Consider the following 12,294-nt stretch of genomic DNA (forward strand, 5'->3'; position numbering starts at 1 on the left):
GGTAAACGCGCTATGACGGCTACGACACACGGATGTTTGCTCTTTGAAAACTACATACGCCAACGCTTAACCGGCAGATGGAAAACTGCTCATCAAACCAAAATCAAAAGAACGCTCATCGCCGCTTGGCTAGACCGGCAAACGAAGCCGGATGTTAAGGGGTTTAAATCCAAATAGGGAGTGAATGTCTTGATCGAGTGTATTCTGAAAAAAATTCAAGCTAAACGTTCCAATAGTCACAGCACTAAGGCGGACATCAATCGGATTATCTCAGCCATGAATACAGGTTGCTGGGAAGCCGTTTATTAAAGCCGATTGTATAAAAAATTCAGTGGAGAGTATTGTGAGCTACTGCAATACGTCCACGGTGCGATGGAGGGGAAGCGATGAGCTATAACGACTTTGATGCTTTGTATCCAAGACAAGATCATGGTTTTGAAAGCGAACTTTCAAGCGAAGTTGAAGAAAGCTTTATTGATTGGCCGTGGGACCCGGATGACTTTGTGTCCGGCCCTTTTATCGAAGAATAACAACTAGGATCGCATCGGGACATGTTTTTATTTCACACTTTAGGGGGATGAACGGATGAAAAAACCAGTCGCCGCACTGTTCGAAATTAACGATAACAACGAACTCGTTATGAGCTGTAAAGGGCCTGTGGGAGAGAGTCATTTTGTATTCTCGGTACCGGAGGGGTATACCCCTTCTGACCATATGCCAAATCATACTTGTGATGAATGGATGTATCGTATCCAGGATGCGAAAGCTGCCGGTGAACTCTCAGGAGATCTTGCGGATAAGATGATTTTGAGCTTGCAGCGACTGCCGGACTTATCCCCGAATCAAAAAGTGTGTGTTTCCTTTAGTTTGGGCAAAGACAGTGAAGCTGTTTCTATTTTGGCAGCGATGAAGTATGACAAGGAACAACTGATGATGCTATTTGCGGATACGGAGGATGAGTGGCCCGAAACCTATGATTTTCATCCAATTTATGAATCATGGATTGGTATTCCCATTACGACTCTGAAGACCGAAGGGATCCATCGGCTTTTACGTGAGCGAATGCCCTTTTGGCCAATGATGGGGAGGCGGCACTGCACCAAAAATTTAAAGATGCTGCCGCAACGGGATTATCTCGATGAGCAGGGCTTTGATCAAGTACGGAAACAGGGGAGAGCCAAAATACCACCTATTGCACGTTTTCGGGATAAGACGCCGATCGAAGTCCAACAGCCGGCGCCACTCATGTTATGTGGCGAGAGATGGGCTGAATCTGAAAATCGCTCCCAACTCCCCTATGAATCCAGGGATGATCTTATCCTTCGATACACACAGCGTCCGGTCTTGGAATTTACGATTGAAGAGATATGGGAAATGATATTCTGGGTCCGAGCACCCTTTAACCAGGTCTACCATTACGTTAAGCGCTGTGCATGCGCCGGTTGCCCATTTGCTTCGAACAAGGAGATTGAGATCTTGGGTGAACGGCATCCGCAAATGTTAGAGGAGTGGTGCGTAACTGAAAAGATCATTGGCTACCCGTGGAAGAAAGTCGGATTTCGTTCGATCTATATGAAACTGGTTCAAGAACGAAGACTTGGAAAGTATAAAGTTTCTGTATTGGAAGGTACAGAGAAGTACTCGGCACGGCAAGATATCATCACATCGAATAAAGGAGAGATCGCATCATGAGTACAGTCGATGAGCAGTTAGTATTTGACTTGGACGGTATCCCGATGGACATGCCCCTGGAGATCAAGCCAGGGGATCCTATCGAGATTTTCCCATTAAACGAGTATGATCATGTCATCTTAAATATTTCAGCCGGTGCCGACTCCATGGGCTGTCTCTTCGAACTTATTAAACAGGGATTGGATTTATCTAAATTGGAGCTATGGCACCAATGCGTAGATGGGCATGGGGATCAGTACAGGGAATTTTGGGACTGGCCTTGTACGGAATCGTATATTGAGAGTGTAGGGAAGTATTTTGGCGTACCGGTTTATTACCAATGGAGGGATCAGGGGCTATATGGGGAGTTAATGCGCGAAAATCGTTTGACCGGGGATGTATTCTATGAGGAAGATGGTCAGATTGTTCGCCTTCCAACAACCAAAGGCAAGAAGAGTACAAGGCGTAAATTTCCAGCACAGAGTGCAGACCTTCAGATCCGTTGGTGTAGTGCTGCCGCTAAATCGGATCCGGCTAGGCGCGTGCTGTGTAACACTCCACGTTTGAAGGGGACACCGATGAATCCTAAAAAGATACTCTTTATTACCGGTGAGCGCCGATCTGAGGGAGGTAACCGAGCGAATTATCATAAAGCGGAGAAACATATATCCAGCACAAAATCCCGTATCGTGCACCACTGGAGACCAGTCATAGATGGTTCTAAACATAACATGTTTGAGCTGCATCGAGCGTTTAGTATCATGCCGCATCCAGCCTACTATCTTGGATTTGGTCGAGTGTCTTGTATGGGGTGTGTTTTTTCTACAAAACATCAATGGAAGGCCATTCAGCATATCGCCGCTGAACGTTTTCAACAATTCGTGGATACCGAAATCGAAATTGGTCATACCGTCAACGTGGATATGAACCTGATTGAAAAAGCAGCCAAAGGAGCGCTCGAGAAAGTCTTGCCATTGGAGGATCCGCGGTTACCAGGTTGGATTAATCTTACGCTGAGTCGATCATTCGGTGTGGATGATTTAATCATGAAAGAGTGGGTCATGCCGATCGGCGCAGATCGGGGATGCGAGGGAGGGCCCCAGTAGGGTCAAGGGCGGTATTCAGCGCGCGGGCTGTCCGGTCCGGCCGCATGCAGCCTCCCCGGCCAGCCGGGGCCGGCCTTACGGCCGGAAGGTAGGTCAAAATTTGATTTTGACCCTTCTATTTGAGGAATGATAGCTATGTTACATGGTATAATAGAGGTACATATGTTCCTGCATTTTCACATCATGAAGTTAGTTATTCAGTTGCTAACTACGGTAAGCTATGAATGGAGGTTTGTCTTGATGAAACCATTATCATTAAAGGAACTAGAAGAGATTGGTCGCCTGGCAGCTGATAATGCCAGAAAATCGGCACATGAAGCTGGTACGTTCTTCAGCTATTCAGAGAATGGGAAGATCATTCGTGAATATCCGGATGGTCGTAAAACGGAGGTGGCATATGACGAACGAGGCCATGTCAAAGAAACTCCTATCTCCTGAAGACCGGCCATCGATGACGGTTTTTGCTGGCACAAATGGTGCAGGTAAGTCCGAGTTGACGAACATTCTAAAACATCGGAATCCAGATGTGGTTGTCATCGATGCGGATGAAATTGCAAGAGGTTATCGTCATTTACCCCAAAACAAAGCCGATTTTGCTGCCGGACGTGAAGCTGTGAAGCGTGTTCGGGACTGTATCCAATCCGGAAAGTCTTTCTCGATCGAAACGACCTTGGGTGGGCAGAATGCAATAAGGCAAATGGAGCTTGCAAAACAAGCCGGATTTAAGATCAATTTGTATTATGTAGGCCTTGATAATGTGAATCTTCATATCGAGCGTGTAGCTCAACGTGTAGCTAAGGGAGGCCACCACATTCCTGAAGAAGATATTCGGCGGCGATATGTGACTTCACTTGAGAATCTTCCGAAGGCTATGCGTTTGGCAGACCATTCTTATTTGTTTGATAATTCGAAGGTGTACCAAATTCAAGCCGAGGTTTACCGTGGACTGACGAAGTATCAAGCGCCTGCAAATGAAATGACCGCATGGGCGAAGTCGGCGATGAATGAATGGAATAAGGGGTTAAAGGAAGTACATAAAGAGTTGCAAAACGAACAGCAAAATCTTTCGCAGCAGCTGAAGGAAGTGCGGAAAGAACTATACGAACTTGAAAGTCCGATCAGGGCCCAACATGAATTATCGAAATTAGAGGCTCGTAAAGCAGATCTGGACAAGCGCTATGAGGCCTTAAAACCAAAAACGATGATCGATAAGATCCGGCAGCCAAACAAACATGAGCTTGAGAAAGTCGTACAGCGTCAAAACTCGGTTAACCGCGATATTAAAATCATCCAGAATCGTATTCCTGGTCCGGCCGAGATGAATGTAATTAAGGCTTCAATTGCATCTACCGTTTCTCTTGCGGAGCTACTGGATAAAGCACTGAAAGAATGTACCAAACAGGTGATGGCTGTTGGTAATGAATTATCCAAACGTGAGCTGCACCAAACCATGTCCCAAGTTCAACAGAAGGACGTGTATCAATCACCTAGTATGGAACGTTAGAGGTTATTCAGGATTCTACTTCGAGAAGGGGTGTCGTATGAGATTTGATTTTTTTAATGATACCGGTAGAGAGGTTCGGATTCACCCAGCCACCTTTGATAGTGGGTGTGAGGTAAATGCTGAGAAGATTCAACCACTTGAGACTCGGACTTTTTCCTTGCCTGCAGGTACCTTTCCAAGTATGAAGCTTTGGGATCACGGTGATTTTTTGATGATTTTTGTGTGGAGTTCCCCGTTAACTTAGGGTTTTGGAAGATTTTTGAGTATAAAGTCGAGGCTGGCCTTTACATTAGGCCAGCCTATTAATGATCACCAATTCTCTTCCTAGTTAAGATTACCATCTCCTTATTTGTTATTTTAAAATTAACGTCTAACTTTATTGATCTTGATTTTGTTCCTGGCCTGAAGGGGTTTTTGGTGTACTGCTCTGATAAACTGTTCGGACTAACAAATTCATCGTTTTATCCAGTTGCCCTAGCCGTTTTTCCAACGTATCCATTTGTTTATTGAATTTGACCAGTATCGTTTGCAGTAGGATAAGGGATAATGCGATTGGAAATCCAACATTTCCAATGAGTTGTACAAAGGCCTCGAATTCCATAAAAGCACCTCCTTTCTGTATTCGATAAATATATTCTAATATATTACGTTACGTTGCGCTATATAATTAAAGACATAGCATAAAATATGTGTTATAATGACATAAAAGATATGTTTTATATTTAGGAGGAAGCATGAATGATTAGTAAAGAAAAGCCCCCTAGGTTGACGGTTTATCTTCCTGATCTTGCGAAAAGTGAATTGGAACATATGTCCAATCAGACTGGTTTATCCCAGTCTCAATTGGTTGTTATGGCTACGCTGGGGCTGTTAGCAAACTATAAGGCTAAGGGCAATGGGATATTTACAGAATTATTGAGAATCGAGCAAAAGAAAGCAGAAGATATATTGTAGTACGTAACGTTTCACTATATAATAACAACAGCGATAAGGAGGGTTCGTATGAAGTACATGATTAACCTTTTTGGCTATAATGTGGATTGCGAAATCAAGGTCAATAATGATGGCTTAAGTATTGAAATTCCTGAAGAAAATCAACATGCCCTTAAACAATACTTAATTCGCGTACTTCCTAAGTATGGGAGAGAAGCTTCACATGATTCACCGTTGGATTTGTTGGTAGAACTTGCTATAGAAGCTGAACGAACATTAGATGGTCGTATGGTTGAGCCTAAACTTAAATTGCCGTATGAATTCCAACCGGAGATCAAAGAAAAGCTGATTGAAGCAGCTGCTTTACAGGACATGTCCGCAACGCAACTGCTAATACGTATCATCGAGAAAAAATACCAAGAAGTTATGGGTCAATAGGAGGAGAAGGCATTGGCTTACGGTAATAAGGTGAAGTTTCACTATGATGTTCCGGCTTATATAAAAAAGCAATTGGCTGAAGCTGCCAAGAAGCTTAACATGACAGCTACAGACCTGCTCTCGAAAACGATTGAAGAAGAATATGAACGTGTCATGCAAGAACAAAAAGGATCCTCTAAGCAAAATTAAGCTCTTTCAGATAGCTTTCTATGAAAGCTATCTGTTCTTTTGTTACGGTCTGATAAGAATATTCATTTCCAATATCATCAAATGAAAAAATGTGGCACATTGTATACGATTCCAATTGATTTTCTTCTACTAAATAAATGAGCCTATTTGGATAGTTCTCACTGATCCTGCAGAAGAAATTAGAGGTAGGACTTGATTCCATTATATCCATGATATGTAGGTGGAGCTCAGTTGATAGACGAGGTGGTGTCAAGAAATCGGATTGATTAGTAGAGAATTTGCCTTGGTTAATTACCATATGTACACGCCCCCTTTTGTTTAATCTAGACTAGGCTTGTTAATTATACCAAACATATGTTCTCATGTTAAGGATATAGTTTCCTCTATTGTATATTTTTTACGACTCATCTTGATAAATTGTTTCAGATTATTCGGTTACATTTTTGCAATTATATTACTTTTTTGTATGTGAAACGATTATATCATATTGCGTTACGTAACGGAATACATTTAGAGGATATAATTTCCATTGCCCAAATATTTAGCTATCTATGTTAATTAGGACGCTATATTAAGCACTTTTTTCGTTCACTCTAAGTAAGTGTGAATGGCTGGAGGGAAAAGAGGATGAGATATTTTCTTGTTGGTGCATAGGGATGTAGGGAAATGGGTAATTGAATATAAATAGTTTTTTACTTTTTTGGCAACAAATTGAACATGTCGTGCGTTTATATTAATACAGATCATTTGTAGGAGGTATTGTTAGTGAAAAACAAAAAAATTTTCTCGATCTCGGTCGTAGCGCTTAGTATTTCGTTGGTACTGGGTGGAGCATACGCTTTTGGATCTGGTAAAATTAAAATCGTTGTAAATGGGGAGAATATCGCGACCGATGTTGCTCCTAAGAATGTAAATGGCCGAGTAATGGTACCAATCAGCACCATTTCTAAGGCGCTTGGGGCCAATGTCTCATGGGATTCCAAAACACAGACAGTCTCCATCAAACAAGGGACTTCTAATGCTCCAGCAGTAAATGATGTTTGGAATCAATCCCTCAATGATACGTATGGTGAGGAGTGGGCTGCGGTCAAGAGAGTGATTGACCAGTTTATTCTAGGGTACGATGGCCAGGATGAAGAATTGGTTAAGAGCCTTGTTGTTGAAGGTTTTGATAAGACATTCATTGCCCCAGGAGTTTATGTTCCTGTAGGCGGAAATTATCCTTCCTTATTAGATCATGATATCATTGATGCGAAAAAGACGGGTACAGTGGAGGGTAGAGGCGAGTATAAAGTACGTGTTAAATTCGTAACTTATGTTGGTCTCTCTTCACCAGTTGAAAATACATGGGATATTGATGTAACCCCGAAACCATCGAAAGTGGATGAATATCTAATTAAGAAAATTGATAGATCAGCGAAGGGCCTTTCATCGTACACGGTTTTCCCTGGTCTGACATTCAAAGATGAAGGCTAGAAAGTGAAAAAGGTTTCCAAGAAGCATATATACTTCTTGGAAACCTTCTTTATTACGAGATACATACAATGGCAGCAGGAGTGCTTAGGGATCCGGCAGTGGATGTATAAATTTCATGGTTCACACTTGTTCCCTTTGGCACTGTTACTGTTGCAATCAGAACCCCTTGTGTGCTTGACTCGAGTTTCGGTACTTTGTAGGTTGTACCGTTATTCCACCTTACGGCTCCACCGTAACTTCCGCCTCGCCCTGTAAGATAAATATTAACGGTTCGATCAGTGGTGGTTGGGTTTCTAAGTGTAATAGGGGTTTTATATACAACTCCGTAGTGTCCCTTGTTCGATTCTACTGCATTGTCTAGGTCATAGCTGTCCTTTTTAACCATAATATTATCATTTACATTGTTGTTGATCGCATACGCTTTATTCCCACTTCCTAAGTCGTATGTGATATTTTGAGAGAATGTTGAATTAGCAAAACCAGTAATATTGGAGAACGGCCAGGATCCACGTGGGTGATCACTATTTGGATTTGCCGGTCCATTTTGAATGGTTCTCAAATTTGTGGTTGTATTGGTCGAAGCAACGGTACGCACTTTGTAAGACATTGCTGCGGAAGAGGAGATTTGAAATTCAAGTGCGCCGCCAACAATTTGATCTTTTGGAACGGTCCATTCTTGGATCAATCCGACTTTACCAGCGGCAACCGATGTGTCAATGATGGTGTCACTCGTCAAAGAAGAACCGACAAGTGAAGCTGCTGTACACTGCCCTTGTCCAATATAGTTGGTTGTTAATGCAACACAGTGTTGAAGATTAGAAACGGTAATTGGACTCGCGCCAGCGTTTCCAATCGTTACACCGAATTTCATGGGTGCTCCGGTTTTATTCACATGCCATACGTATACGCGGTAGTAAACTGTTGTTTGACCAGAAACGGAATCATGCCAAAGAGTAGCGGTTCCGTTCGTAAAGTTGTTTGTATATACTGATTCCGGGTTGTCAGACATTAAGAACCGACGTGTGTTGTTTCTTTGGCCGTAGAGACTTAACGAAGGTGCTACATTCGGGATGGTCACGGCAGATTTTACATTTGTCGTACATGTTGGTATTTTTGGCATAATTAACCCTCCAATAATAGTGTATTATAATTTGTTATATACCGTATCGTTACGCATTATAATGAGTCGGAGTTTTTCTGGGATAAATATAACTCAAGCGTATCCCTCACTGAATTATACAAGAAAATCTCTAACCTAAATCGATTATATTATATAGCGTGTCGTTACGCAATATTTTTTTCGTTGTTATATGAATTTACCGGAAAATGGAGGAGAATATTGCCTCTTTGATATATGATAGAAATAGCCTGGGGAGAAACTAGTTTTCAAAGACGCTTTGTAGTAATAAGATTTTTTACACAAAAAATAAGCTGCCGGTAGTTGATGAGCTGGCAGCTTAATTTCTCATTCCATCCTTTATGACAATAGTTCTAGAAAGCTAAATCATTTTTGTTAGAAATGATTCAAAAAAGCGAAATTTTCAATTAACTTGTTCCATTACGATAACAATTGCTACTTATTTAATAAATCCTCAATCAAACTAAAATTATATTCTTTATCAAGCTTATACCAACTCTGATATTTCTTGTTTTTGTGAATTGTACTATGGATACGTATATTATTCTTATTTGTTAAAAGTATAGTGAAGTTGTTGCTGAGGTCAGCATTAATTCTGATTTCGTATGTTGTATCTGGATTTTGGGTATTTCTTGTACTTTTTAATTTCAGATCAGAAAAACTATTTATAATATCATGTATCGTTGATTCATCAGTTATTCGTATTTCTTTTTCATCAGGCTCACTATAGTTTTTAACTATATTAATATAATTGATCTCTTGAGTGTCCTTTATATGATCGAGAACAAGTTCTTTAAATGAAGATTTGGACTGGATTATGGACATAGTGATTCCAGCAACAACAATCAACAGAATTAAGATTAGAGCTATGTACCAATACTTTTTTTTCTTCATAATGATAAGAAGCTTTCATAGTTTTTATCGTTCTTTACAATTTGTGTAGTCGTCATTTTTTACCTCCATTTTAAATACCTATTACTGTAAATTAAATTGATTTTAACATATATATAAGAAAGTAAAAACCAAATTATTCATTTTTATTAAATTATGACAAACATTATATAATTATTTATTCCTGATCAATTAGCCAGTTCCTGGGTAGATCGATGATTTGTAATTTAAACGGGTAAGGTGATATATAGGGAATGGGAATTACTTGAATGTTATTAAAAATAAATACCTGGCCCCAATGTACAGGGGCCAGGTTTACTATTGTTATATTGACATTTTTTAGGTCTGACTAATCCAAACACCATTTCTGCGAGCACGAAGGCATCTTCCAACACGTTGAGGGTAGCGAATAACTTGGCGTCCATAGGAAGTGGTAACAGTGTACTCAAGCCATGCAACCTCGTATTCAACAGCATCGTATGCTGGATAATCTCGCAACCAGTATTCGATATCGCCTAAACCAACGTACCCTTCTTCAGCAGTTTGCTTAACGTAATCATTAGTCCAACCCCCTGCAATAATTCCTATAACCCCTGCTGCAAGGAGCGGAACAGAAGCTGCACCAAAAAGGCCATATACAGCACCAATACCGGCAATTCGATCAAGATTAGCCTTGAACTGGTCCTGACTTAGACGGTCACGTGCAGCCTTGAATATTTCATGTTGTACTTTTCGCGTAACATAAGCTTCATTGAGCGTAAAAATTGTATTATCCCAATATTCTCGAACATCTGCCATTATAATCAACCTCCAAGATAAGAATTGTTTTTTAGTTAGACCGATACTAAAGGGATAATAATCAGAGAATAAGTTGTATCCCTCAACTTATTTGATTATTTAGTTCCTCTAACTTGTTTTCATTATATTATATAGCGTATCGTTACGCAATATAATATTCACAATTTTATTGTTTTTTTTGGTGTATACAGATGGTTGGAGGAATAGCGACGAACAGGGATTAAGATAAGTTATAAAGAATGCGGTTATATGGCTTTGGATATTTTATAAGGAGAGGATGGCAAGATCAAAAATGTGTGGGTTATTTACTCTAATAAGCGATATACATTATAGATACTTTTGATATGAAGACGCCAAGCCCGGTAGACATAACAAGCATAGAAATTATTGCAATATGAGACTTGGAGAGCATACATATATATTTCCATCTAAGTGTGAGAGTGCCACTTTCGCTTGTACTACCACTAATCCCCCCGTTCGTTCAGTCGGGCAGGGAAAGCGACTCACAGGCTCTACGCAGCAAGCTGCCAAGAGCCTGTAGATTCCATTTCCCTTCTCATCCTCCTTTGCGTTCCGAAGCCTTTTAAAAGCCATACCTGTACGACCGGAGCCTCCACATGCGGAGGCTCTTTTTTTGATGTTTCGAAGATGCAGAAATTGAAGGTTAGCGAACAGATCCTAGTTATGCGATGGCGACTGTTTCTCTCGTTTTTTCCGCAATCATCCGTGGGCGTGTCGTATCCGTCATGATAGCCAATCATCCAGAACCCCTCCAGGCAAAGGTGAAAAAACTTTTTGGGATTTCGCCAAAAACTTTTTTCAGCCCTCCGGGCAGACCTTTGCCTTCCTGGAACCTGCATGATTTACCGTGGCTATGACGGCTACGACACACGGATAAATTGCTCTTTGAAAACTCCATACTCAGCAGCAACTACGCAAGTCAGATCTCTGTTCACAAACCTTTAAACACCGCGCTCATCGCCGCTAAGGCTAGACCGGCCCTCGAAGCCGGATAAGGGGTTAGGCCCCAATCCCAATATCCATAAGGAGGAAAACATACATGAAAGAGACCTCGCTTTCTACTTGGTTTGAAACGTTTTTCGATGAAAAGAAGCTAGAGGATGAGATCTACACGATCGAGCACGAAGGACAAATTCACATTATGGAAACATCGGTTGTCATCGAATACATCATTCACCACACGGATTCAGACTCTCAACGTAAAATTCAACAGGTTTTGGTGAAGATGGATTTCCATCATAGGAGTCACAAGACGTTTCATGATTATTTGAAGTTTTTGGCGAAAGCCTACATTCAAGAGTTTGCTTAACCAATCAGATTTTCTGATTCCATCCAATGAAAAGGTAAAGGGGATTGATGATATGTCACAAACGGTTGAAATGTTAAATATCTCAGGTAAGGAAGCAAAGAAGCATATTGCTGAAGCACTCAAAATCGTTTTTCCTGGCGTTAAGTTTTCGATGCGGAGTTCATATGACAGTGTTTACGTCACCTGGACGGATGGACCGTTAACGATCGAGGTGGAACGCGTTCTGAATCGGTTTGAAAGTTATACCCGCGTGTTGTGTGTGACGGATTATAAAAAGGCTACGGGTTATGAGTGGAAGGGGCAGCATTTTCTCGGGCCCGAGTTTCTTTCCACGAGCCGGTCATTGTCAGATGAGCGGAAGTCCATTCTCTTTCGAGAATTAGAAACCCAAGGTTCTCAATGGGGAGATCTTAATGTATCCGAACGCTATGAAGTGGAACGAGATTTGATTCGAAGAGGTCTCTTATACGGTGTGTCCCCCCGGGATTGTCCTGATCTTCTGTTGGATTCGAAGCCAGTGATAGATAACCGAAAGAAGCCCAATATCTCGACCCCTGAAATCAAACCTACTATTGAGATGCTTCGGCCCTTGGATGAGCTTGCTGGTAAAAAGCTTGCTAAGGTTTTGCAGTTTCCCATTCAAAAGCCTGTAGATCGGTTAACCCCCGTTCAGCGATTAAAGCTGAAGACGCTGCAGCTCTTCATCGAGAAAGAGGATCTGACTGAGTTGTCATTTGAGGGCGCGGATATTGATCAGCTTTTTGAAATGGTTGCTGAGGAAATCTGCAGTAACTGATTCCAGTCCAAATAGGAAAGGGTT

15 protein-coding genes are annotated in these 12,294 nt (G+C 41.3%); 11 read left to right on the forward strand and 4 right to left on the reverse strand.

All coding sequences use genetic code 11. From position 1 onward, the window contains the following. Positions 1 to 386: 386 nt before the first annotated feature. The 5 genes from RB298_RS04595 (at position 387) to RB298_RS04615 (ending at position 4,281) form a co-directional block, all read left to right on the forward strand. A complete protein-coding gene (locus RB298_RS04595) occupies positions 387 to 530 on the forward strand; it encodes a hypothetical protein (protein WP_486046018.1) in 144 nt (47 codons plus the stop codon). Positions 531 to 585: 55 nt separating this feature from the next. After that, positions 586 to 1,692 carry a phosphoadenosine phosphosulfate reductase domain-containing protein gene (locus RB298_RS04600; protein WP_486046020.1) on the forward strand — a complete coding sequence of 369 codons (1,107 nt, stop codon included), beginning with the start codon at positions 586 to 588 and terminating at the stop codon, positions 1,690 to 1,692. Further along, positions 1,689 to 2,777 carry an adenine nucleotide alpha hydrolase family protein gene (locus RB298_RS04605; RefSeq protein ID WP_486046022.1) on the forward strand — a complete coding sequence of 363 codons (1,089 nt, stop codon included), beginning with the start codon at positions 1,689 to 1,691 and terminating at the stop codon, positions 2,775 to 2,777. The genes RB298_RS04600 and RB298_RS04605 overlap by 4 nt, the downstream gene beginning before the upstream one ends. A 240-nt stretch (positions 2,778 to 3,017) precedes the next feature. Beyond that, on the forward strand, positions 3,018 to 3,215 hold the full coding sequence (locus RB298_RS04610) for a hypothetical protein (RefSeq protein ID WP_486046024.1): 198 nt from the start codon (positions 3,018 to 3,020) through the stop codon (positions 3,213 to 3,215). Next, on the forward strand, positions 3,175 to 4,281 hold the full coding sequence (locus tag RB298_RS04615; protein WP_486046026.1) for an ATPase: 1,107 nt from the start codon (positions 3,175 to 3,177) through the stop codon (positions 4,279 to 4,281). Before RB298_RS04610 ends, RB298_RS04615 begins: the two co-directional genes overlap by 41 nt. A gap of 376 nt (positions 4,282 to 4,657) precedes the next feature. Here RB298_RS04615 and RB298_RS04620 read toward each other — a convergent pair whose 3' ends face one another. Continuing rightward, positions 4,658 to 4,882 carry a YvrJ family protein gene (locus RB298_RS04620; protein ID WP_486046028.1) on the reverse strand — a complete coding sequence of 75 codons (225 nt, stop codon included), beginning with the start codon at positions 4,880 to 4,882 and terminating at the stop codon, positions 4,658 to 4,660. A 137-nt stretch (positions 4,883 to 5,019) separates the two neighbouring features. On the opposite strand from RB298_RS04620, the gene RB298_RS04625 reads away from it, so the two are divergent. The 4 genes from RB298_RS04625 to RB298_RS04640 all read left to right on the forward strand — a co-directional run bounded on the left by RB298_RS04625 (position 5,020) and on the right by RB298_RS04640 (position 7,317). Beyond that, positions 5,020 to 5,235 (forward strand): hypothetical protein, encoded by a 216-nt coding sequence (locus RB298_RS04625; protein ID WP_486046030.1) that lies wholly within the window; start codon positions 5,020 to 5,022, stop codon positions 5,233 to 5,235. A gap of 48 nt (positions 5,236 to 5,283) precedes the next feature. Further along, positions 5,284 to 5,652 (forward strand): hypothetical protein, encoded by a 369-nt coding sequence (locus RB298_RS04630; protein WP_486046032.1) that lies wholly within the window; start codon positions 5,284 to 5,286, stop codon positions 5,650 to 5,652. Between the two features lie 12 nt (positions 5,653 to 5,664). Next, positions 5,665 to 5,841, forward strand: a complete 177-nt coding sequence (locus tag RB298_RS04635; protein ID WP_486046034.1) for a hypothetical protein — start codon at positions 5,665 to 5,667, stop codon at positions 5,839 to 5,841. A 765-nt stretch (positions 5,842 to 6,606) separates the two neighbouring features. Beyond that, on the forward strand, positions 6,607 to 7,317 hold the full coding sequence (locus RB298_RS04640; protein ID WP_486046036.1) for a copper amine oxidase N-terminal domain-containing protein: 711 nt from the start codon (positions 6,607 to 6,609) through the stop codon (positions 7,315 to 7,317). Positions 7,318 to 7,369: 52 nt separating this feature from the next. On the opposite strand, the gene RB298_RS04645 is transcribed toward RB298_RS04640, so the two are convergent. The 3 genes from RB298_RS04645 to RB298_RS04655 all read right to left on the reverse strand — a co-directional run bounded on the left by RB298_RS04645 (position 7,370) and on the right by RB298_RS04655 (position 10,144). After that, entirely contained in the window at positions 7,370 to 8,437 is a 1,068-nt protein-coding gene (locus RB298_RS04645; protein WP_486046038.1) for a hypothetical protein, read from the reverse strand. 453 nt (positions 8,438 to 8,890) lie between these two features. Further along, the gene (locus RB298_RS04650; protein WP_486046040.1) at positions 8,891 to 9,349 is read right to left on the reverse strand and encodes a hypothetical protein; all 459 of its coding nucleotides are present in this window, start codon (positions 9,347 to 9,349) and stop codon (positions 8,891 to 8,893) included. A 336-nt stretch (positions 9,350 to 9,685) separates the two neighbouring features. Next, entirely contained in the window at positions 9,686 to 10,144 is a 459-nt protein-coding gene (locus RB298_RS04655) for a hypothetical protein (RefSeq protein WP_486046042.1), read from the reverse strand. 1,060 nt (positions 10,145 to 11,204) lie between these two features. Between RB298_RS04655 and RB298_RS04660 the strand changes: the two genes are divergently transcribed. Both RB298_RS04660 and RB298_RS04665 read left to right on the forward strand, forming a co-directional pair. Continuing rightward, positions 11,205 to 11,474, forward strand: coding sequence for a hypothetical protein (locus RB298_RS04660; protein ID WP_486046044.1), 270 nt, complete (start codon positions 11,205 to 11,207; stop codon positions 11,472 to 11,474). Positions 11,475 to 11,526: 52 nt separating this feature from the next. Further along, positions 11,527 to 12,270 carry an LPD29 domain-containing protein gene (locus tag RB298_RS04665; protein ID WP_486046046.1) on the forward strand — a complete coding sequence of 248 codons (744 nt, stop codon included), beginning with the start codon at positions 11,527 to 11,529 and terminating at the stop codon, positions 12,268 to 12,270. Positions 12,271 to 12,294 lie beyond the last annotated feature (24 nt).

This window comes from Priestia sp. BR_2 (assembly GCF_041954005.1).
GTDB classification, from domain to species: Bacteria; Bacillota; Bacilli; order Paenibacillales; family Paenibacillaceae; genus Paenibacillus_AQ; species Paenibacillus_AQ lautus_A.

What these genes read in the sequence shown, in the direction of transcription:
- RB298_RS04625 (WP_486046030.1), top strand. Translation starts at nt 5,020, where the DNA reads ATGATTAGTAAAGAAAAGCCCCCTAGGTTGACGGTTTATCTTCCTGAT.
- RB298_RS04630 (WP_486046032.1), top strand. Translation starts at nt 5,284, where the DNA reads ATGAAGTACATGATTAACCTTTTTGGCTATAATGTGGATTGCGAAATC.
- RB298_RS04615 (WP_486046026.1), top strand. Translation starts at nt 3,175, where the DNA reads ATGACGAACGAGGCCATGTCAAAGAAACTCCTATCTCCTGAAGACCGG.
- RB298_RS04600 (WP_486046020.1), top strand. Translation starts at nt 586, where the DNA reads ATGAAAAAACCAGTCGCCGCACTGTTCGAAATTAACGATAACAACGAA.
- RB298_RS04605 (WP_486046022.1), top strand. Translation starts at nt 1,689, where the DNA reads ATGAGTACAGTCGATGAGCAGTTAGTATTTGACTTGGACGGTATCCCG.
- RB298_RS04610 (WP_486046024.1), top strand. Translation starts at nt 3,018, where the DNA reads ATGAAACCATTATCATTAAAGGAACTAGAAGAGATTGGTCGCCTGGCA.
- RB298_RS04655 (WP_486046042.1), bottom strand. Translation starts at nt 10,144, where the DNA reads ATGGCAGATGTTCGAGAATATTGGGATAATACAATTTTTACGCTCAAT.
- RB298_RS04620 (WP_486046028.1), bottom strand. Translation starts at nt 4,882, where the DNA reads ATGGAATTCGAGGCCTTTGTACAACTCATTGGAAATGTTGGATTTCCA.
- RB298_RS04660 (WP_486046044.1), top strand. Translation starts at nt 11,205, where the DNA reads ATGAAAGAGACCTCGCTTTCTACTTGGTTTGAAACGTTTTTCGATGAA.
- RB298_RS04645 (WP_486046038.1), bottom strand. Translation starts at nt 8,437, where the DNA reads ATGCCAAAAATACCAACATGTACGACAAATGTAAAATCTGCCGTGACC.
- RB298_RS04650 (WP_486046040.1), bottom strand. Translation starts at nt 9,349, where the DNA reads ATGAAGAAAAAAAAGTATTGGTACATAGCTCTAATCTTAATTCTGTTG.
- RB298_RS04595 (WP_486046018.1), top strand. Translation starts at nt 387, where the DNA reads ATGAGCTATAACGACTTTGATGCTTTGTATCCAAGACAAGATCATGGT.
- RB298_RS04665 (WP_486046046.1), top strand. Translation starts at nt 11,527, where the DNA reads ATGTCACAAACGGTTGAAATGTTAAATATCTCAGGTAAGGAAGCAAAG.